Origin of the sequence: Pseudomonas sp. CCOS 191, from assembly GCF_001007005.1 — a bacterium.
Classification (GTDB): Bacteria; Pseudomonadota; Gammaproteobacteria; order Pseudomonadales; family Pseudomonadaceae; genus Aquipseudomonas; species Aquipseudomonas soli.
Genome location: NZ_LN847264.1, coordinates 4,954,388 through 4,972,008, shown reverse-complemented (window position 1 = coordinate 4,972,008; position 17,621 = coordinate 4,954,388). Strand labels below are relative to the sequence as shown.

Annotated in this window: 15 protein-coding genes and 1 other RNA gene; 14 read left to right on the top strand and 2 right to left on the bottom strand. The window is 65.2% G+C overall.

The window, feature by feature from the left end:
• Positions 1-3: 3 nt before the first annotated feature.
• Together CCOS191_RS22180 and CCOS191_RS22175 are read right to left on the bottom strand one after the other, a co-directional pair.
• Positions 4-375, bottom strand: a complete 372-nt coding sequence (locus CCOS191_RS22180; RefSeq protein ID WP_046857017.1) for a YraN family protein — start codon at positions 373-375, stop codon at positions 4-6.
• A complete protein-coding gene (locus CCOS191_RS22175; protein ID WP_046857016.1) occupies positions 375-2,192 on the bottom strand; it encodes a penicillin-binding protein activator in 1,818 nt (605 codons plus the stop codon). The genes CCOS191_RS22180 and CCOS191_RS22175 overlap by 1 nt, the downstream gene beginning before the upstream one ends.
• A 188-nt stretch (positions 2,193-2,380) precedes the next feature.
• Between CCOS191_RS22175 and rsmI the strand changes: the two genes are divergently transcribed.
• From rsmI to CCOS191_RS22110, 14 genes are all read left to right on the top strand, one after another.
• On the top strand, positions 2,381-3,256 hold the full coding sequence (gene rsmI / locus CCOS191_RS22170; protein ID WP_046857015.1) for a 16S rRNA (cytidine(1402)-2'-O)-methyltransferase: 876 nt from the start codon (positions 2,381-2,383) through the stop codon (positions 3,254-3,256).
• 323 nt (positions 3,257-3,579) lie between these two features.
• Positions 3,580-3,939: RNase P RNA component class A (rnpB, locus tag CCOS191_RS26910), an RNA gene on the top strand.
• Between the two features lie 308 nt (positions 3,940-4,247).
• Entirely contained in the window at positions 4,248-4,703 is a 456-nt protein-coding gene (mraZ, locus tag CCOS191_RS22165) for a division/cell wall cluster transcriptional repressor MraZ (protein WP_011535546.1), read from the top strand.
• Positions 4,700-5,647: a 16S rRNA (cytosine(1402)-N(4))-methyltransferase RsmH gene (gene rsmH, locus CCOS191_RS22160; protein ID WP_046857014.1), complete on the top strand. Its 948-nt coding sequence runs from the start codon at positions 4,700-4,702 to the stop codon at positions 5,645-5,647. Before mraZ ends, rsmH begins: the two co-directional genes overlap by 4 nt.
• On the top strand, positions 5,644-5,937 hold the full coding sequence (ftsL, locus tag CCOS191_RS22155) for a cell division protein FtsL (protein WP_046857013.1): 294 nt from the start codon (positions 5,644-5,646) through the stop codon (positions 5,935-5,937). Before rsmH ends, ftsL begins: the two co-directional genes overlap by 4 nt.
• On the top strand, positions 5,937-7,664 hold the full coding sequence (locus tag CCOS191_RS22150) for a peptidoglycan D,D-transpeptidase FtsI family protein (RefSeq protein ID WP_172670937.1): 1,728 nt from the start codon (positions 5,937-5,939) through the stop codon (positions 7,662-7,664). Before ftsL ends, CCOS191_RS22150 begins: the two co-directional genes overlap by 1 nt.
• Positions 7,664-9,151: a UDP-N-acetylmuramoyl-L-alanyl-D-glutamate--2,6-diaminopimelate ligase gene (locus CCOS191_RS22145; RefSeq protein WP_046857011.1), complete on the top strand. Its 1,488-nt coding sequence runs from the start codon at positions 7,664-7,666 to the stop codon at positions 9,149-9,151. The genes CCOS191_RS22150 and CCOS191_RS22145 overlap by 1 nt, the downstream gene beginning before the upstream one ends.
• A complete protein-coding gene (locus CCOS191_RS22140) occupies positions 9,144-10,511 on the top strand; it encodes a UDP-N-acetylmuramoyl-tripeptide--D-alanyl-D-alanine ligase (RefSeq protein WP_046857010.1) in 1,368 nt (455 codons plus the stop codon). Before CCOS191_RS22145 ends, CCOS191_RS22140 begins: the two co-directional genes overlap by 8 nt.
• Positions 10,511-11,593 carry a phospho-N-acetylmuramoyl-pentapeptide-transferase gene (mraY, locus tag CCOS191_RS22135; RefSeq protein ID WP_011535540.1) on the top strand — a complete coding sequence of 361 codons (1,083 nt, stop codon included), beginning with the start codon at positions 10,511-10,513 and terminating at the stop codon, positions 11,591-11,593. The genes CCOS191_RS22140 and mraY overlap by 1 nt, the downstream gene beginning before the upstream one ends.
• Before the next feature lie 6 nt (positions 11,594-11,599).
• Positions 11,600-12,946 carry a UDP-N-acetylmuramoyl-L-alanine--D-glutamate ligase gene (murD, locus tag CCOS191_RS22130; protein ID WP_046857009.1) on the top strand — a complete coding sequence of 449 codons (1,347 nt, stop codon included), beginning with the start codon at positions 11,600-11,602 and terminating at the stop codon, positions 12,944-12,946.
• A complete protein-coding gene (ftsW, locus tag CCOS191_RS22125) occupies positions 12,943-14,157 on the top strand; it encodes a putative lipid II flippase FtsW (RefSeq protein ID WP_046857008.1) in 1,215 nt (404 codons plus the stop codon). The genes murD and ftsW overlap by 4 nt, the downstream gene beginning before the upstream one ends.
• Positions 14,147-15,226, top strand: coding sequence for an undecaprenyldiphospho-muramoylpentapeptide beta-N-acetylglucosaminyltransferase (gene murG, locus CCOS191_RS22120; RefSeq protein WP_046857007.1), 1,080 nt, complete (start codon positions 14,147-14,149; stop codon positions 15,224-15,226). The genes ftsW and murG overlap by 11 nt, the downstream gene beginning before the upstream one ends.
• Positions 15,219-16,667 carry a UDP-N-acetylmuramate--L-alanine ligase gene (murC, locus tag CCOS191_RS22115; protein WP_038707416.1) on the top strand — a complete coding sequence of 483 codons (1,449 nt, stop codon included), beginning with the start codon at positions 15,219-15,221 and terminating at the stop codon, positions 16,665-16,667. Before murG ends, murC begins: the two co-directional genes overlap by 8 nt.
• Complete coding sequence (locus CCOS191_RS22110; RefSeq protein WP_046857006.1) at positions 16,664-17,620, top strand: D-alanine--D-alanine ligase; 957 nt, start codon at positions 16,664-16,666, stop codon at positions 17,618-17,620. Before murC ends, CCOS191_RS22110 begins: the two co-directional genes overlap by 4 nt.
• The last annotated feature ends 1 nt before the right edge of the window (position 17,621 follow it).

The following is a 17,621-nucleotide window of genomic DNA, read 5'->3' as shown; positions in this document are numbered from 1 at the left end:
GGTTCAGCATTCGAAGGCATTTTTCAGCCATTGAAGCGGTTGCCCCGCATGCCCCCGGCCCTGCAGGGCGATAACGTCGAAGCGGCAGGGGCGGGTGGCCCAGCGGGGTTCGTGCTGCAGGAAGAGGTTGGCGGCAAGCGCCAGTCGTTGCTGCTTGCGCCCATCGATACTGGCGAGCGCTCCGCCGAACTCCGCATGCAACCGGTAGCGGACTTCGACGAATACTACTGTATCGGCATCGAGCATGACCAGATCGAGCTCGCCCCCCTTGCATCGCCAGTTGCGCTCCAGCAGCCGCAGACCTTGCCCTTGAAGGTATTCAAGGGCGTGATCTTCGGCTGCCTGGCCGGCAAGGCTGGGCGATGCGCCGGGCATCAGCGAGGGGTGTCCGGCAGGCGCTTGACCTGGCCGCCGGCGAATTCGGCCCATGGCAGCTGGCGTTCGATGCGCTGGCTGGGGTTCATGCTCAGGCTACCGGACAGGCCTTCGACGCGGTTGTCCGGCAGCGCCTTGAGCTGGCCCAGGCGCGGAGCCAGGCTGTAGGCGTCGACGCCCATGGCGTACAGGCGGCCGAGGCTGCCGGCGGCCTGGGGCCACTGCTGCACGACTTGCTGACGCAGGCTGTTGGTGGTGTCCAGCAGCCAAGGCGTTTCGCAGAAGCGGATGCCGTTCATGTCGTTGTACTGGTTCACGTCACCGCTGGCACTGTACAGGTTGGAGGTGGCGTAGACCGGCACGTCGCCGGCGTACTGGAAGTTCAGCGTCGGCTTGATCTGCTGGGCCTGCTGCGGCGTCGAGGCGAGGAAGATGAAGTCGATGTCCTGGCGGCGCGAAGGCTGCGCGGCGATGGTGCCGCCAACGGTGCTCTGCAGGCTCTTGGCGCGGCCTTCGCTCTGGCGCAGCTGGAACAGATCGGCGATCTGCTGGGCGAGGGCGACGGGCTGGGCGATACGCTGCGCGGTGATCAGGGTGCCGCCATTGCCTTCCCAGTCCTGGCGGAAGGCGGCGAGCACGCGGTCGCCCCATTCACCGCTCGGTACCAGGGCCACGGCGCGGACCATGCCGTCGGCGCGGGCACGGCGTGCCACTTCGCGGGCTTCGTCCTCGGCGGCCAGGCCGAACTGGAACAGCTGTGGCGGCGCTTTCTGGCCGGCGTCGGCGTAGTTCAGGGCCAGGGTGGTGATAGGCAGTTGCGGGTAAGCGGCGAGCTTCTTGACCAGCGGCTTTTCCAGCGGGCCGACCACCAGTTGCACGCCGGCAGCCTGGGCTTGGCGGTAGAAGTCGTCGAGCGAGGTGATGCGCGAGCTGTCGAACACTTGTACCGCAGGGGCGGGCTGGCCACCTTGCTGGGCCTGGAAATGGGCGGCCATGAAGCCATCGCGCAGGGCGCGGGCGACACCGGCCAGCGGACCTTCCTGGGGCAGCAGCAGGGCGATCTTGGTCAGTGGCTGGCTGGCCAGCTCCTTGAGCTTGACCAGGGCTGTCGGCAATTGCTTGGCTGCCGGATGTTCGGAGTGCTGCTGACGCCAGGTGTCAATGGCGGCCTGTTGCTGTTCCAGGGTGCCAGCGCGCTTCACGGCCAGGGCCAGGCTGGTCCAGCCGGCCAGGGTCTCATCGGCGCCCGGCTGCTGCAGATGTTCGGCGGGCAGCGAGGCGACCAGGGCCCAGATCGCGTCATTGTTGGCGCTGGCGGCCTGGCCGCTGAGCAGGGGGGCCAGCAGTACGCGCTGCTGGGCGGCGGCCAGGGCCTGGCCGTCGGCTTCAAGGGCTGCGGCATGAACGCTGTAGGTGCGGGCCTGCTGCTCGGTCGGCAGTTCGCCGACGCGCTGCAGGCTCGGGTGGGCGAGGGCGGTCAGGGCGGCCTTGGGCTGGTTGCGGCTCATGGCGAGCTCGGCGGCCAGGGTGGAGGCGAACACCTGCTGGGCGGGCTTGAGCGGCTCCAGCGGGACTTGCTCGAGAATCCGCGCGGCGCGCGGGAAATCCTTTTGCTTGTATGCCAGGTCCGCAGCGCTCAAGCGCAGCAGGGCCGCATCCTCGGCGGACTTGCTGGAGGCCGCCTTCTCGAGCAGTTGCTCGATGCTGGCGTCCGGGGTGCGTGGCAGTTCGCCCAGGCTGGATGAGGGCGAGCTGGCGCAGGCTGCCAGCAGGGCAGCGAGGCAGAGGGCTGTGAGCAGCCGCAGACAAGCGATCATGTAAAGGTCCTGTTACTCGATCAAGTTGGCCGGCAATTGTACCCAAGCGGGGGGCACGGCGCGATCTCGCCGACACTGAACCTTCACTATAGGTGGCCCGTGGTGTGCCCGGGGCGAAGTTCTTTGCGCCCTGTTACCGGTGCTCGGGCTACAATGGCGACCTTTGATCCGGAAAGCAGGTGTGCGCAGTGACTGATGTTGCAGGGGTTTCGAAATCCACGTTGGGCAAGCTTTACGTCGTTGCCACGCCCATCGGCAACCTCGACGACATGAGCGCCCGGGCGCTGAAGGTGCTGGCGGATGTCAGCCTGATCGCCGCCGAGGACACCCGCCACTCGGTGCGCCTGCTGCAACACTTCGGCATCGACACGCCGCTGGCCGCCTGTCATGAGCACAACGAGCGTGACGAGGGCGGGCGCTTCATCACCCGCCTGCTGGCCGGCGACGATGTGGCGCTGGTGTCCGATGCCGGCACGCCGCTGATTTCCGATCCGGGCTATCACCTGGTGCGCCAGGCGCGTGCAGCGGGCGTGCAGGTGGTGCCGGTGCCCGGCGCCTGTGCGTTGATCGCCGCGCTGTCGGCGGCGGGGTTGCCGTCGGACCGCTTCATCTTCGAAGGCTTCCTGCCGGCCAAGGCCGCCGGGCGCCGTGCGCGTCTGGAGCAGGTCAAGGAAGAGCCGCGCACCCTGATTTTCTACGAGGCACCACACCGGATCCTCGAGTGCCTTGAAGACATGGAGGCGGTGTTCGGTGGCGAGCGTCCGGCGCTGCTGGGGCGCGAGATCACCAAGACTTTCGAAACCCTCAAAGGCTTGCCGTTGGCCGAGTTGCGCGCATTCGTACAGGGTGACAGCAATCAGCAGCGTGGTGAGTGTGTGGTGCTGGTGGCCGGTTGGAGCGCGCCGGAGGGCGAACAGGCGATCAGCGCCGAGGCGCAGCGGGTGCTGGATCTGCTGCTGGCCGAACTGCCGTTGAAGAAAGCAGCGGCGCTAGCGGCCGAGATCACCGGGGTGCGCAAGAATCTGCTCTACCAGTTGGCCCTGGAAAAGCAGAAAGCCGATTAGTAGATAGCCTTCAAGGTGTTCGACGTTGAAGTCGCAGCGCCTGTGCGGCCAAGCGCCGCCCGCGCGGCACATCGCGGATGAATCCGCTCCTACAAGGCCATGGTTGCCAGCTTTGGCGCATGCCTTGATAGGAGAGGGGCGGCGCAGGGCTGGCAACCTTGGCCTCTCAGGCATGGCTACGTTGCAATAAGTGTAGGAGCGGATTCATCCGCGATGCGCCGCGCGGGCGGCGCTCGATCTCAATGGCGCCGCCGATAGTGGCGTAATGACAATTTGTCACATCGCTTGTTCTTGAGCGCTGCTACCGGTAACCTTGGCGGCGGAGAGTCGATCGGACAGTCGCTGCCGTCTTTTGTTCCGCAAAAGGCGGGGGAGGAAAGTCCGGGCTCCATAGGGCAGAGTGCCAGGTAACGCCTGGGAGGCGCGAGCCTACGGAAAGTGCCACAGAAAATAACCGCCTAAGCACTTCGGTGCCGGTAAGGGTGAAAAGGTGCGGTAAGAGCGCACCGCACGGCTGGCAACAGTCCGTGGCTAGGTAAACCCCACTCGGAGCAAGACCAAATAGGGTTCCATACGGCGTGGCCCGCGTCGGAACCGGGTAGGTTGCTAGAGGCGTCCAGTGATGGCCGTCGTAGAGGAATGACTGTCCTCGACAAAACCCGGCTTACAGATCGACTCTCCACCTCTCCTTTCCTGCTTGAATCGATAGCAGATGCGTCCTGGTAATACCGAAAAAATCTTACTCTTAATAAATTACTTTAACTTCTCACTCTATCCGCTTGAGTGTGTTTGATTTTTTCCGTCAGTTTTTCCCTCCTGTAATCCTTCCACCTTCCTTTGTTGCGCTAAATCGCCGTCCTGTAAGGGATTTCCTTATGAACGTGCCTTGACGGTGTGGCGGGCGGATTCCTATAGTGTGCGCAAGTGGCAGAAAGTGGGATGAAGTGGGTTTTCTGGCACAAAAAAGCTAACATTGTGGGGAATCGCAGCCGTGTTCCGCGGAGCCAACGCCGTCAGCCTCGATGCAAAGGGCCGTCTCGCCATGCCGAGCCGGTACCGTGACGAGCTCGATTCGCGTTGCAATGGTCAATTGATCGTGACCATCGACGCCGTTGACCCCTGCTTGTGTGTTTATCCCCTCGATGAGTGGGAGCAGATAGAAGCCAAGTTGCGTGCCTTGCCGTCGTTGCGTGAGGAAAACCGTCGCCTGCAGCGTTTGCTGATCGGCAATGCGGTGGACCTGGAGCTCGATGGCAGTGGGCGTTTCCTGGTACCGCCCCGCCTGCGTGAGTACGCCAAGCTGGACAAGAAGGCGATGCTGGTGGGGCAGCTGAACAAATTCCAGCTGTGGGATGAGGATGCCTGGAACGCGGTTTCGGCAGCCGACCTTGCAGCTATTCAACAACCGGGCGCCATGCCCGATGATTTGCGTGACCTGATCCTGTGACCATAGATAGCGGCTTCAACCACATCACCGTCCTCCTCGACGAAGCCGTCGAGGCATTGGCCCTGCGCGCCGACGGTTGCTATCTGGACGGCACCTTCGGGCGTGGCGGCCACAGCCGCCTGATCCTCAGCAAGCTCGGGCCGCAAGGGCGGTTGCTGGGGTTCGACAAGGATCCTCAGGCGATTGCCACCGGGCAAGCGCTGGCGGCCGAAGACGGCCGCTTTGTCATTGTGCAGCGCAGCTTTGCCGAACTCGGCGACGAAGTGCGCGCTCGCGGCCTGGACGGCAAGGTCAGCGGCATTCTGCTCGACCTGGGCGTATCCTCGCCGCAGCTGGACGACCCCGAGCGCGGCTTCAGCTTCCTTAACGACGGCCCGCTGGACATGCGCATGAACCCGGGCCAGGGCATCAGCGCCGCCGAGTTCGTCGCCACCGCCCCCGTCGAAGAAATTGCCCGCGTGTTCAAGGAGTACGGCGAGGAGCGCTTCGCCGGTCGCATGGCGCGCGCCGTGGTCGAGCGCCGCGAGAAGCAGCCGTTCACCCGTACCGCCGACCTGGCGGAAGTGCTCAAGGTCGCCAACCCTGCCTGGGAAAAGGGCAAGAACCCTGCGACCCGCGCCTTCCAGGGGCTGCGTATCCATGTCAACAACGAGCTTGGCGACCTCGAGACCGGCCTTGAAGCCGCGCTCGACGCCCTTGAGGTGGGTGGCCGCCTGGCAGTGATCAGCTTCCACTCGTTGGAAGACCGTATCGTCAAACTGTTCATGCGCAAGCTGGTCAAGGGCGAGGCAGACAATCTGCCGCGCAACCTGCCGGTCCAGCACAAGGCCTTCGAGCCGAAGATCAAATTGATCGGCAAGGCGCAGTTCGCCTCCGAAGCCGAACTCAAGGCCAACCCGCGGTCGCGCAGCGCCGTGATGCGGGTAGCGGAGAAGTTGCGGTGAGCAGGCTGTTTGCCAAGCCGCTGCCAGGCGGAAGCTTCCTGATGCTTCTGCTGTTCGTCGCCGTCCTGATTTCGTCGATCGCCGTTTCCTACAGCGCCCACTGGAACCGTCAGTTGCTCAACACCCTGTACGGTGAACTGAACGAGCGCGACAAGGCCCAGGCCGAGTGGGGCCGGTTGATCCTCGAGCAAAGCACCTGGACTGCCTCCAGCCGTATCGAGAGCCTGGCCTCGGAGCAGCTCAGGATGCGCGTGCCCGCCGCCGACGAAGTGCGGATGGTGGCGCCATGATGAAGCTCGAAGGCGCACTCTACCCCTGGCGCTTCCGGGTAGTGATCGGTTTGCTGGCGCTGATGGTCGGTGCCATCTGCTGGCGCATCATCGACCTGCAGGTTGTCGACCGCGACTTCCTCAAGGGGCAGGGCGACGCCCGCAGCCTGCGTCATATTCCCATCCCCGCGCACCGCGGCCTGATCACCGATCGCAACGGCGAGCCGCTGGCTGTCAGTACGCCCGTCACCACCTTGTGGGCCAACCCCAAGGAAATGCAAGCGGCCAAGGATCGCTGGCCACAGCTGGCCGCCGCGCTTGGGCAGAATCCGCAGCAGCTGAGCGAGCGCCTCACCCAGCAGGCGAGCAAGGAGTTCATCTACCTGGTCCGCGGCCTGACCCCGGAGCAGGGCCAGCACGTCCTCGACCTGAAGGTTCCAGGCGTCTATGGCCTCGAAGAGTTCCGCCGTTTCTATCCGGCCGGCGACGTCACCGCACACATGGTCGGCTTCACCGACCTGGATGACCATGGTCGTGAAGGCGTCGAACTCGCCTACGACGAATGGCTCGCCGGGGTGCCCGGCAAGCGGCAGGTGATCAAGGACCGGCGTGGCCGGCTGATCAAGGACATCCAGGTAACCAAGAACGCCAAGGCCGGCAAGACCTTGGCGTTGTCGATAGACCTGCGTCTGCAATACCTGGCCACCCGCGAGCTGCGCAACGCCATTGCCGAACAGGAAGCCAAGGCCGGCAGCCTGGTGATCATGGACGTCAAGACCGGCGAGGTCCTGGCCATGGTCAACCAGCCGACCTACAACCCGAACAACCGCCGCAGCATGTTCCCGGCCGCGATGCGCAACCGGGCGATCATCGATGTGTTCGAGCCGGGCTCGACGGTCAAGCCGATTTCGATGAGCGCAGCCTTGCAGAGTGGCCGCTGGAAGGTCACCGACAAGGTCGAGGTCTATCCGGGCAGCCTGCAAATCGGCCGCTACACCATCAAGGACGTGTCGCGCAGCGAGGGCCCGATTCTCGACCTGACCGGCATCCTGATCAACTCGTCCAACGTCGGCATGAGCAAGATCGCCTTCGATATCGGTGGCGAGGCCATCTACCGGGTCATGTCCCAGGTAGGCCTGGGCCAGTACACCGGCCTTGGCTTCCCCGGCGAGCGTGTCGGCAACCTGCCCAACCACCGCGAGTGGCGCAAGGCCGAGACCGCGACCTTGTCGTATGGCTACGGCGTGTCGGTGACAGCCCTGCAACTGGTGCATGCCTACGCCGCACTGGCCAACGACGGCAAGATGGTGCCGCTGTCGATCCTCAAGGTCGACAAGGCCCCGGAATCGGTCCAGGCGATCCCCAAGGAAACCGCCGAAACCGTGCAGGGCATGCTGCAGCAGGTAATCGAAGCACCGCGCGGGGTATTCCGTGCCCAGGTGCCGTTCTACCACGTGGGTGGCAAGTCCGGTACGGCGCGTAAAGCCACCGTCGGTTCCAAGGGCTACACCGAGAACGCCTACCGTTCGCTGTTCGCCGGCTTCGGCCCGATGAGCGACCCGCGCTATGCCATCGTCGTGGTCATCGACGAGCCGAGCAAGGGCGGCTACTTCGGCGGCCTGGTCTCGGCCCCCGTATTCAGCAAAGTGATGTCGGGCACCCTGCGCCTGATGAATGTACCGCCGGACAACCTGCCGCCCTCGACGCAGCAAGCCAGCGCAGTACCCGCCAAGGGAGGGCGAGGTTGATGACGATGCCATTGAGCAAACTGTTCGCCCATGCCAGCCGCGATCCGTTGATCCGTGAGCTGACCCTGGACAGCCGCCAGGTGCGCCAGGGCGATCTGTTCCTCGCCGTGCCGGGCGCCAAGGTCGACGGCCGTGAGCATATTGCCGACGCGCTGGCCCGTGGCGCCGCCGCGGTCGCCTATGAAGAGCAGGGCACCTGCGTGTTGCCGCTTACCGACGCACCGCTGATCCCGGTCAAGGGGCTGATCGGCCAGCTGTCGCAGATCGCCGGACGCTTCTATGGCGAACCCAGCCGCCAGTTGAACCTGGTGGGTGTCACCGGTACCAACGGCAAGACCAGCGTCACCCAGCTGGTGGCCCAGGCGCTCGACGCCCTTGGTCAGCGTTGCGGGCTGATCGGCACCCTGGGCACCGGCTTCTACGGTGAATTGCAGAGCGGCCGCCTGACCACGCCGGACCCCATCGCCGTGCAGTCGACCCTGAACGACCTGAAAAAAGCGGGTGCCAGGGCCGTGGCCATGGAAGTGTCCTCTCACGCCCTCGAGCAGGGGCGGGTCGCCGCGCTGGAGTTCGATATCGCGGTGATGACCAACCTGTCGCGCGATCACCTGGACTATCACGGCAGCATGGAGGCCTATGAGGCCGCCAAGGCCAAGCTGTTCGCCTGGCCGAGCCTGCGTTGCCAGGTGGTCAACCTGGATGATGAGTTCGGACGCCGCCTGGCTGCCGATTTCGCCCGCCGCCCGAGTACCGATCATATCGAGACCCGGTTGCTCAGCTACAGCCTGGAAAACCCGGACGCTTCGCTGTTCTGCCGCGAGGCCACGTTCGACGATGATGGCGTACGTGCCACCCTCGTCACCGCACAGGGCGAGCGCAGCCTGCGCAGCCAGCTGCTGGGGCGCTTCAACCTGAGCAACATGCTGGCGGCGGTGGCTACCCTGCTGGCGCTGGACTATTCGCTGGACGAGATCCTGAAAGTCACTCCGCAGCTGCAGGGCCCGGTCGGCCGCATGCAGCGCCTGGGTGGCGGTAAAAAGCCGTTGGTGGTGGTCGACTACGCCCACACCCCGGATGCCCTGGAAAAGGTGCTCGAGGCATTGCGCCCGCACGCCCACGGCAAGTTGCTGTGCCTGTTCGGCTGTGGTGGTGATCGTGACGCCGGCAAGCGCCCGCTGATGGCGGCGGTGGCCGAGCGCCTGGCCGATCGTGTGTTGGTGACTGATGACAATCCGCGCACTGAAGACCCGCAGCGTATCTTCGATGACATTCGCCCCGGCTTTGCCCAGCCCGACGGCGTGGAGTTCGTCGCCGGCCGTGGCCTGGCCATTGCCCATCTGGTCGCCACTGCTGCTGCCGAGGATGTGATCGTCCTGGCCGGCAAGGGCCACGAGGATTACCAGGAGATCAATGGCGAGCGCCATGACTTCTCCGATCTGGTCGAAGCCGAGAAGGCCCTAGCCGCCTGGGAGGCTCCACATGCTTAAGCCCATGATGCTCAGCCAGCTGACTGCTGCTTTGAACGCATGCCTGGCAGGCGCCGACGCCAGTTTCACCGGCGTCAGCATTGACAGCCGCAGCGTCGCTGCCGGTCAACTGTTCGTCGCCCTCAGCGGGCCGCGCTTCGATGGCCATGACTACCTGGCCGATGTGAAGGCCAAGGGGGCCGTCGCCGCGCTGGTCGAGCGCGAAATCACCGATGTCGATCTGCCGCAACTGGTGGTTGCCGACTGCCGTGTAGCGCTTGGCCAGCTCGGCGCGCTGAATCGTGCTGCCTTCGACAAGCCGGTGGTGGCCATTACTGGCTCCAGCGGCAAGACCACGGTCAAGGAAATGCTCGCCGCGATCCTGCGTACCCGCGGGCCGGTGCATGCCACCCGTGGCAACCTCAACAACGACCTCGGCGCACCGCTGACCCTGCTGGAAATCGCTCCGGAGCACAGCGCCGCGGTGATCGAACTGGGGGCCTCGCGCATCGGCGAGATCCGCTACACCGTCGGCCTGACCCGGCCGCAGGTGGTCATCATCAACAACGCCGGTACCGCCCACGTCGGTGAGTTCGGCGGCCCGGAGAAGATCGTCGAGGCCAAGGGCGAGATCCTCGAAGGCCTGGGCGAGGGTGGCACGGCCATCCTCAACCTGGCCGACAAGGCGTTCGACATCTGGCGCCAGCGCGCGGGCAATCATCGCGTTATCAGCTTCGCGCTGGACAATCCGCAGGCCGACTTCCACGCCAGCGATATTGGCCGCGACGCCCGTGGTTGCCCCTCGTTCACCCTGCATGGCCCGGACGGCAGCGTCCCGGTGCAACTGAACCTGCTCGGCACCCATAACGTCAGCAACGCCCTGGCCGCCGCCGCTGCAGCCTATGCCGTTGGTCTGAGCCTGAGCGGCATCGCCGCCGGCCTTGGCGCCGTGCAACCGGTCAAGGGCCGTACCGTTGCGCAGATTGCGCCGAATGGTGTGCGGGTGATCGACGACAGCTACAACGCAAATCCCACCTCGATGTGTGCCGCCATTGATATACTCGCCGGCTTTTCCGGCCGCACCGTCCTGGTGCTCGGGGATATCGGCGAACTGGGGCAATGGGCCGAGGAAGGTCATCGCCAGGTGGGTGACTACGCACGTGGCAAGGTCAATGCGCTGTACGCGGTGGGCACCAACATGGCCTACGCCGTTAAGGCATTCGGTACCAATGGCCGCCATTTCGCCACTCAAGCTGAGCTGATCGAAGCCGTCAAGGCCGAGACCGCCAGCGACACCACTATCTTGATCAAGGGCTCGCGCAGCGCTGCGATGGAAAACGTCGTGGCCGCACTGTGCGGCGCCAGCGGGGAGAAACATTAATGCTGCTGCTGTTGGCTGAGTATCTGCAACAGTTCCACAAGGGCTTCGCGGTCTTCCAGTACCTGACCCTGCGCGGGATCCTGGGTGTACTGACCGCGCTGTCCCTGGCCCTGTGGCTGGGCCCGTGGATGATCCGTACCCTGCAGATCCGCCAGATCGGTCAGGCCGTGCGTAACGACGGCCCGCAATCGCACCTGTCCAAGTCCGGCACCCCGACCATGGGCGGTGCGCTGATCCTCTCCGCCATCGCCATCAGCACCCTGCTGTGGGCTGACCTGACCAACCGCTATGTATGGGTGGTGCTGATCGTCACCCTTGCGTTCGGCGCCATCGGCTGGGTCGACGACTACCGCAAGGTCATCGAGAAGAATTCACGCGGCCTGCCGAGCCGCTGGAAGTATTTCTGGCAGTCGGTGTTCGGCCTGGCTGCGGCGATCTTCCTGTATAAGACCGCGCCGACCAGCGTCGAGACCACGCTGATCATCCCGATGCTCAAGGACCTGGCCATCCCGCTGGGCGCCGGCTTCATCGTGCTGACCTATTTCGTCATCGTCGGCTCGAGCAACGCGGTCAACCTGACCGACGGCCTCGATGGCCTGGCGATCATGCCGACGGTGATGGTCGGCGGCGCGCTGGGCATCTTCTGCTACCTGTCGGGCAACGTGAAGTTCGCCGAATACCTGCTGATCCCGTACGTGCCGGGCGCGGGCGAACTGATCGTGTTCTGCGGCGCGCTGATCGGCGCGGGCCTGGGCTTCCTGTGGTTCAACACCTACCCGGCCCAGGTATTCATGGGCGACGTCGGCGCGCTGGCCCTGGGCGCTGCGCTGGGCACCATCGCGGTGATCGTGCGCCAGGAAGTCGTCCTGTTCATCATGGGCGGCGTGTTCGTGATGGAAACCCTGTCGGTGGTCATCCAGGTGGCCTCGTTCAAGCTCACCGGCAAGCGCGTGTTCCGCATGGCGCCGATCCACCACCACTTTGAACTCAAGGGTTGGCCCGAGCCACGGGTGATCGTCCGCTTCTGGATCATCACCGTGATTCTCGTGCTGATTGGCCTTGCCACCCTGAAACTGAGGTAAACGAGCGTGTCACTGATCGCTTCCGACCAATTCCGCATCGTTGTCGGCCTCGGCAAGAGCGGCATGTCCCTGGTTCGCTTCCTGGCGAGCCGGGGCATTGCCTTTGCGGTCGCCGACACCCGCGAGCAACCGCCGGAACTGGACACCCTGCGCCGTGAATACCCGCAGGTGGAAGTGCGCTGTGGCGAGCTGGACGTGGACTTCCTGTGCCGGGCCAGCGAGCTGTATGTCAGCCCGGGCCTGGCCCTGGCTACGCCTGCGCTGCAACAGGCTGCCGCGCGTGGCGTCAAGCTGTCCGGGGACATCGAGCTGTTCGCCCATCACGCCAAGGCGCCGATCGTGGCCATCAGCGGCTCCAACGCCAAGAGCACCGTGACCACCCTGGTCGGCGAGATGGCCGCCAAGGCAGGCAAACGTGTGGCGGTCGGCGGCAACCTCGGCACCCCGGCCCTGGACCTGCTGGCTGATGACGTCGAGCTGTACGTGCTGGAGCTGTCGAGCTTCCAGCTGGAGACCACCGACCAGCTCAACGCCGAAGTAGCCACCGTGCTGAACATCAGCGAAGACCATATGGACCGCTACAGCGGCCTGCCGGCCTATCACCTGGCCAAGCACCGGATCTTCCGCGGCGCCCGCCAGGTGGTGGTCAACCGCCAGGATGCCCTGAGCCGTCCGTTGCCGGTCGAAGGCCGTCCGTGCTGGACCTTTGGCCTCAACGCACCGGACTTCAAGGCCTTCGGCCTGCGTGAAGTGGATGGCGAGAAATACCTGGCGTTCGAGTTCCAGACCCTCATGCCAGTGCGTGAGCTGAAGATCCGCGGCGCCCACAATCACAGCAACGCCCTGGCTGCCCTGGCCCTCGGCCACGCCGTCGGCCTGCCGTTCGAGCCGATGCTCGAAGCGCTGCGCGAATTCAAGGGCCTGGCCCATCGTTGCCAGTGGGTGCGCGAGCGCAACGGCGTGAACTGGTACGACGATTCCAAGGCCACCAACGTCGGTGCCGCGCTGGCGGCCATCGAAGGCCTGGGTGCCGATATCGAGGGCAAACTGGTGCTGATCGCCGGCGGCGATGGCAAGGGCGCCGATTTTGCGGCCTTGCGCACCCCGGTGGCGCAGCATTGCCGCGCCGTGGTGCTGATCGGCCGCGATGCCGCACGCCTGGCCGAAACCCTGAAGGATGCCGTGCAACTGGTGCCCGTGCAGACCCTCGATGAGGCCGTGCAGCGTTGCGCCGAGCTGGCCCGCGCCGGTGACGCCGTGCTGCTGTCGCCGGCCTGCGCCAGCCTCGACATGTTCAAGAACTTTGAAGAACGCGGGCGCCTGTTCGCCCAGGCAGCGGAGGGGCTGGCATGATCTTCGGCATCCTCAAGCCGTACCCGTCGCCGCTGATCAGCGGCCGTGGCATCGACCTCGACTTCCCGCTGCTGGCCGGTTGCCTGGCGCTGCTCGGCCTGGGCCTGGTGATGATTACCTCGGCTTCCTCCGAAGTGGCCGCGGTGCAGTCGGGCAACCCGCTGTACCACATGTTCCGCCACCTGGTGTACGTCACTCTGGGCCTGGGCGCCGGGTTGATGACCATGCTGGTGCCGATCGCCACCTGGCAGCGCATGGGCTTCATGATGCTGATCGGCGCCTTCGGCCTGCTGGTGCTGGTGCTGGTGCCCGGTATCGGCCGTGAGGTGAACGGTTCGATGCGTTGGATCGGCTTCAGCTTCTTCAACGTCCAGCCGTCGGAGATCGCCAAGGTCTTCGTGGTCATTTATCTCGCTGGCTACCTGGTGCGTCGCCAGACCGAGGTGCGCGAGAGCTGGATGGGCTTCTTCAAACCGTTCATCGTGCTGCTGCCAATGGCCGGCCTGCTGCTGATGGAGCCGGACTTCGGTGCCACGGTGGTGATGATGGGCGCTGCGGCGGCCATGCTGTTCCTCGGTGGGGTGGGGCTGTTCCGCTTCTCGCTGATGGTGGTGCTGGCGGTCATATCGGTGGTGGTGCTGGTCCAGGCCCAGCCTTACCGGATGGCGCGCCTGATCACCTTCACCGACCCCTGGAGCGATCAGTTCGGCTCCGGCTACCAGCTGACCCAGGCGTTGATCGCTTTCGGGCGCGGCGAATGGTTGGGCGTGGGCTTGGGCAATAGCGTGCAGAAGCAGTTCTACCTGCCCGAGGCGCACACCGACTTCGTGTTCTCGGTGCTGGCCGAAGAGCTGGGGGTGATCGGCTCGCTGCTGACCATCGCACTGTTCGTGTTCATCACCGTGCGTGCCCTGTACATCGGCCTGTGGGCCGAGAAGGCCAAGCAGTACTTCGCCGCCTACATGGCCTTCGGCCTGTCGTTCCTGTGGATCGGCCAGTTTTTGATCAACATCGGCGTGAACGTCGGCCTGTTGCCGACCAAGGGCCTGACCCTGCCGTTCCTCAGCTACGGGGGCAGTTCCCTGGTGATCTGTTGCGCCTGTGTCGGCCTGCTTTTACGCATCGAGTGGGAGAGTCGCACCCATCTGGGCAGCGAGGAACACGAGTTCAAGGAGAGCGATTTTGCCGAGGAGACCAGTCATGGCCGCTGACGGCAAGAATGTCCTGATCATGGCCGGTGGCACCGGGGGCCACGTGTTCCCGGCCCTGGCCTGTGCCCGCGAGTTCCAGGCCCGCGGCTACAGCGTGCACTGGCTGGGTACCCCGCGTGGCATCGAGAACGAACTGGTGCCCCAGGCCGGCCTGCCGCTGCACCTGATCCAGGTCACCGGCCTGCGCGGCAAGGGCAAGCTGTCGCTGCTCAAGGCGCCGTTCACCCTGGTCAAGGCCGTGCTGCAGGCGCGGCGCATCGTCCGTGAGCTCAAGCCGGTCTGCGTGGTCGGCTTCGGTGGCTATGTGACCGGCCCCGGTGGCGTAGCCGCGCGGTTGTGTGGCGTGCCACTGGTGATCCACGAGCAGAATGCCCGCGCCGGTACCACCAATCGTTTGCTGCTGCCGCTGGCCGCGCGTGTCTGCGAAGCATTCCCGGACACCTTTGCCGCCAGCGACAAGCTGCGCACCACCGGCAATCCGGTGCGCCCGGAGCTGTTCATGGACGCCCTGCGCGCCCCCCTGGCCGAGCGCCGTGCGCGCCTGTTGGTCATGGGCGGCAGCCTGGGTGCGGAACCATTGAACAAATTGTTGCCTAAGGCCCTGTCCGAGGTGCCGGCGAACCTGCGCCCCGAAGTCTTCCACCAGGCGGGCAGGAACCACGCGCCCGTCACCGCCGAGCGTTATCACGAGGCGGGGGTCGAGGCCCAGGTCGAACCGTTCATCAAGGACATGGCCCATGCCTATGGCTGGGCCGATATGGTGGTGTGCCGGGCCGGTGCCCTGACCGTCAGCGAACTCGCGGCGGCGGGCCTGCCCTCGATGCTGGTGCCCTTGCCCCATGCCATCGACGACCACCAGACCCACAACGCCCAATACCTGGCACGTGAAGGCGCCGCCTTCCTGATGCCACAAGCGACTACTGGCGCAGCGCAGCTCGCTGAACGCCTGAACGAGGTGCTGATGCAACCCGAGAAACTCAATGCCATGGCCGGCACCGCCCGCCGCCTGGCCAAACCTGCCGCAACCAGCACCGTGGTGGATATCTGCCTGGAGGTGGCCCATGGTTGAGAGCCAGAAAGCCATGCCGCATCCGAAGATGGGCCGTATCCGTCGCATTCACTTCGTCGGTATCGGCGGCGTGGGCATGTGCGGCATCGCCGAAGTGCTGCTGAACCTCGGCTATGAAGTGTCCGGCTCCGACCTCAAGGTGTCGCCGGTCACCGAGCGCCTTGAGTCGTTCGGCGCCGAGATCTTCGTCGGCCACCGCGCCGAGAACGCCGCCAACGCCGATGTGCTGGTGGTGTCCAGCGCGATCAATCCGGCCAACCCGGAAGTCGCCACCGCACTGGAGCGCCGCATCCCTGTGGTGCCGCGTGCCGAGATGCTCGCCGAGCTGATGCGCTATCGCCATGGCGTGGCGGTGGCCGGCACCCACGGCAAGACCACCACCACCAGCCTGCTGGCCTCGGTGTTCGCCGCCGGTGGCCTGGACCCGACCTTTGTCATCGGTGGTCGCCTGACCGCGGCCGGGACCAACGCGCAGTTGGGCACCAGCCGCTACCTGATCGCCGAAGCCGACGAGAGCGACGCCAGCTTCCTGCACCTGCAGCCCATGGTGGCCGTGGTCACCAACATCGACGCCGACCACATGGCCACCTACGAAGGCGACTTCAACAAGCTGAAGAAGACCTTCGTCGAGTTCCTGCACAACCTGCCATTCTATGGGCTGGCGGTGATGTGCCTGGACGACCCGGTGGTGCGCGAGATTCTGCCGCAGGTCAAGCGCCCGACGGTTACCTACGGCTTCAGCGAAGAGGCCGACATCCGCGCCATCAATGTGCGTCAGCAGGGCATGCAGACCCACTTCACCGTGCTGCGCCGTGACTGCGAGCCGCTGGAAGTGTCGGTGAACATGCCGGGCAACCACAACGTGCTCAACGCTTTGGCGACCATCGCCATCGCCACCGACGAAGGCATCAGCGACGAGGCCATCGTCCAGGGCCTGTCGGGCTTCCAGGGCGTCGGTCGACGCTTCCAGGTCTACGGCGAGCTGCCGGTCGACGGTGGCAGCGTGATGCTGGTCGACGACTATGGCCACCACCCGACCGAGGTCGCCGCGGTGATCAAGGCCGTGCGTGGTGGCTGGCCGAGCCGCCGCCTGGTGATTGTCTACCAGCCGCACCGCTATAGCCGCACCCGCGACCTGTACGACGATTTCGTGCAGGTGCTGGGCGATGCCAACGTGCTGCTGCTGATGGAGGTCTACCCGGCCGGCGAAGAGCCGATCCCCGGCGCCGACAGCCGCCAGCTGTGCCACAGCATCCGCCAGCGCGGCAAGCTCGACCCGATCTATATCGAACGCGGCGCCGAGCTCGCGCCGCTGGTCAAGCCGCTGCTGCGTGCCGGCGACATCCTGATCTGCCAGGGTGCCGGCGATGTCGGCGGCCTGGCCCCGCAATTGATGAAAAGCCCGCTGTTCGCAGGCGCCAAGCAGGAGAAGTCGAAATGACCAGCGCCTACGACAAGTTGCATTCGACCCTGGACGTCAAGGCCTTTGGCCGCGTCGCCGTGCTGTACGGTGGCAAGAGTGCCGAGCGTGAGGTTTCCCTGAAGTCGGGCAAGGCAGTGATCGAGGCGCTGACCAACGCTGGTGTCGACGTAGTCGCCATCGACGTCGGCGACGACCTGCTGACCCGCCTGCAGAGCGAGAAGATCGACCGCGCCTTCATCATTCTCCACGGCCGTGGCGGTGAAGACGGCAGCATGCAGGGCCTGCTCGAGTGCCTGGGGATTCCCTACACCGGCAGTGGCATCCTCGCCTCGGCGCTGGCCATGGACAAGCTGCGCACCAAGCAGGTGTGGCAGAGCCTGGGTATCCCCACGCCGCGTCACGCCGTGCTGGCCAGCGAGCAGGATTGCGTGGCCGCCAGTGCGGAACTGGGCTTCCCGTTGATCGTCAAACCCGCCCATGAAGGTTCGAGCATCGGCATGGCCAAGGTGAACAGCGAGCAAGAGCTGGTCGCCGCCTGGAAAGACGCCGCCAACTACGATTCGCAGGTACTGGTCGAGCAATGGATCCACGGCCCGGAATTCACCATCGCCGTGCTGCGTGGCCAGGTGCTGCCGCCGATCGCGCTGGGCACCCCGCACGTGTTCTACGACTACGACGCCAAGTACATCGCCAATGACACCCAGTACCGCATCCCGTGCGGCCTGGACAGCGTCAAGGAGCAAGAGCTGATCGACCTTACCGCGCGCGCCTGCGATGCCGTTGGCATCGAGGGCTGGGGCCGTCTGGACGTGATGCAGGACGAGCAGGGCCGTTTCTGGCTGCTCGAGGTCAACACCGCACCGGGCATGACCGACCATAGCCTGGTGCCCATGGCGGCCCGTGCCGCCGGCCTGGACTTCCAGCAACTGGTGCTGGCGATCCTGGCCGACAGCGTAGCGACGAGAGGTTAAT

Excerpts from the sequence above, each read along its gene's own strand:
- CCOS191_RS22180 (WP_046857017.1), bottom strand. The coding sequence starts at position 375 with ATGCCCGGCGCATCGCCCAGCCTTGCCGGCCAGGCAGCCGAAGATCAC.
- CCOS191_RS22175 (WP_046857016.1), bottom strand. The coding sequence starts at position 2,192 with ATGATCGCTTGTCTGCGGCTGCTCACAGCCCTCTGCCTCGCTGCCCTG.
- CCOS191_RS22150 (WP_172670937.1), top strand. The coding sequence starts at position 5,937 with ATGAAGCTCGAAGGCGCACTCTACCCCTGGCGCTTCCGGGTAGTGATC.
- CCOS191_RS22145 (WP_046857011.1), top strand. The coding sequence starts at position 7,664 with ATGACGATGCCATTGAGCAAACTGTTCGCCCATGCCAGCCGCGATCCG.
- CCOS191_RS22140 (WP_046857010.1), top strand. The coding sequence starts at position 9,144 with ATGCTTAAGCCCATGATGCTCAGCCAGCTGACTGCTGCTTTGAACGCA.
- mraY (WP_011535540.1), top strand. The coding sequence starts at position 10,511 with ATGCTGCTGCTGTTGGCTGAGTATCTGCAACAGTTCCACAAGGGCTTC.
- ftsW (WP_046857008.1), top strand. The coding sequence starts at position 12,943 with ATGATCTTCGGCATCCTCAAGCCGTACCCGTCGCCGCTGATCAGCGGC.
- murG (WP_046857007.1), top strand. The coding sequence starts at position 14,147 with ATGGCCGCTGACGGCAAGAATGTCCTGATCATGGCCGGTGGCACCGGG.
- murC (WP_038707416.1), top strand. The coding sequence starts at position 15,219 with ATGGTTGAGAGCCAGAAAGCCATGCCGCATCCGAAGATGGGCCGTATC.
- CCOS191_RS22110 (WP_046857006.1), top strand. The coding sequence starts at position 16,664 with ATGACCAGCGCCTACGACAAGTTGCATTCGACCCTGGACGTCAAGGCC.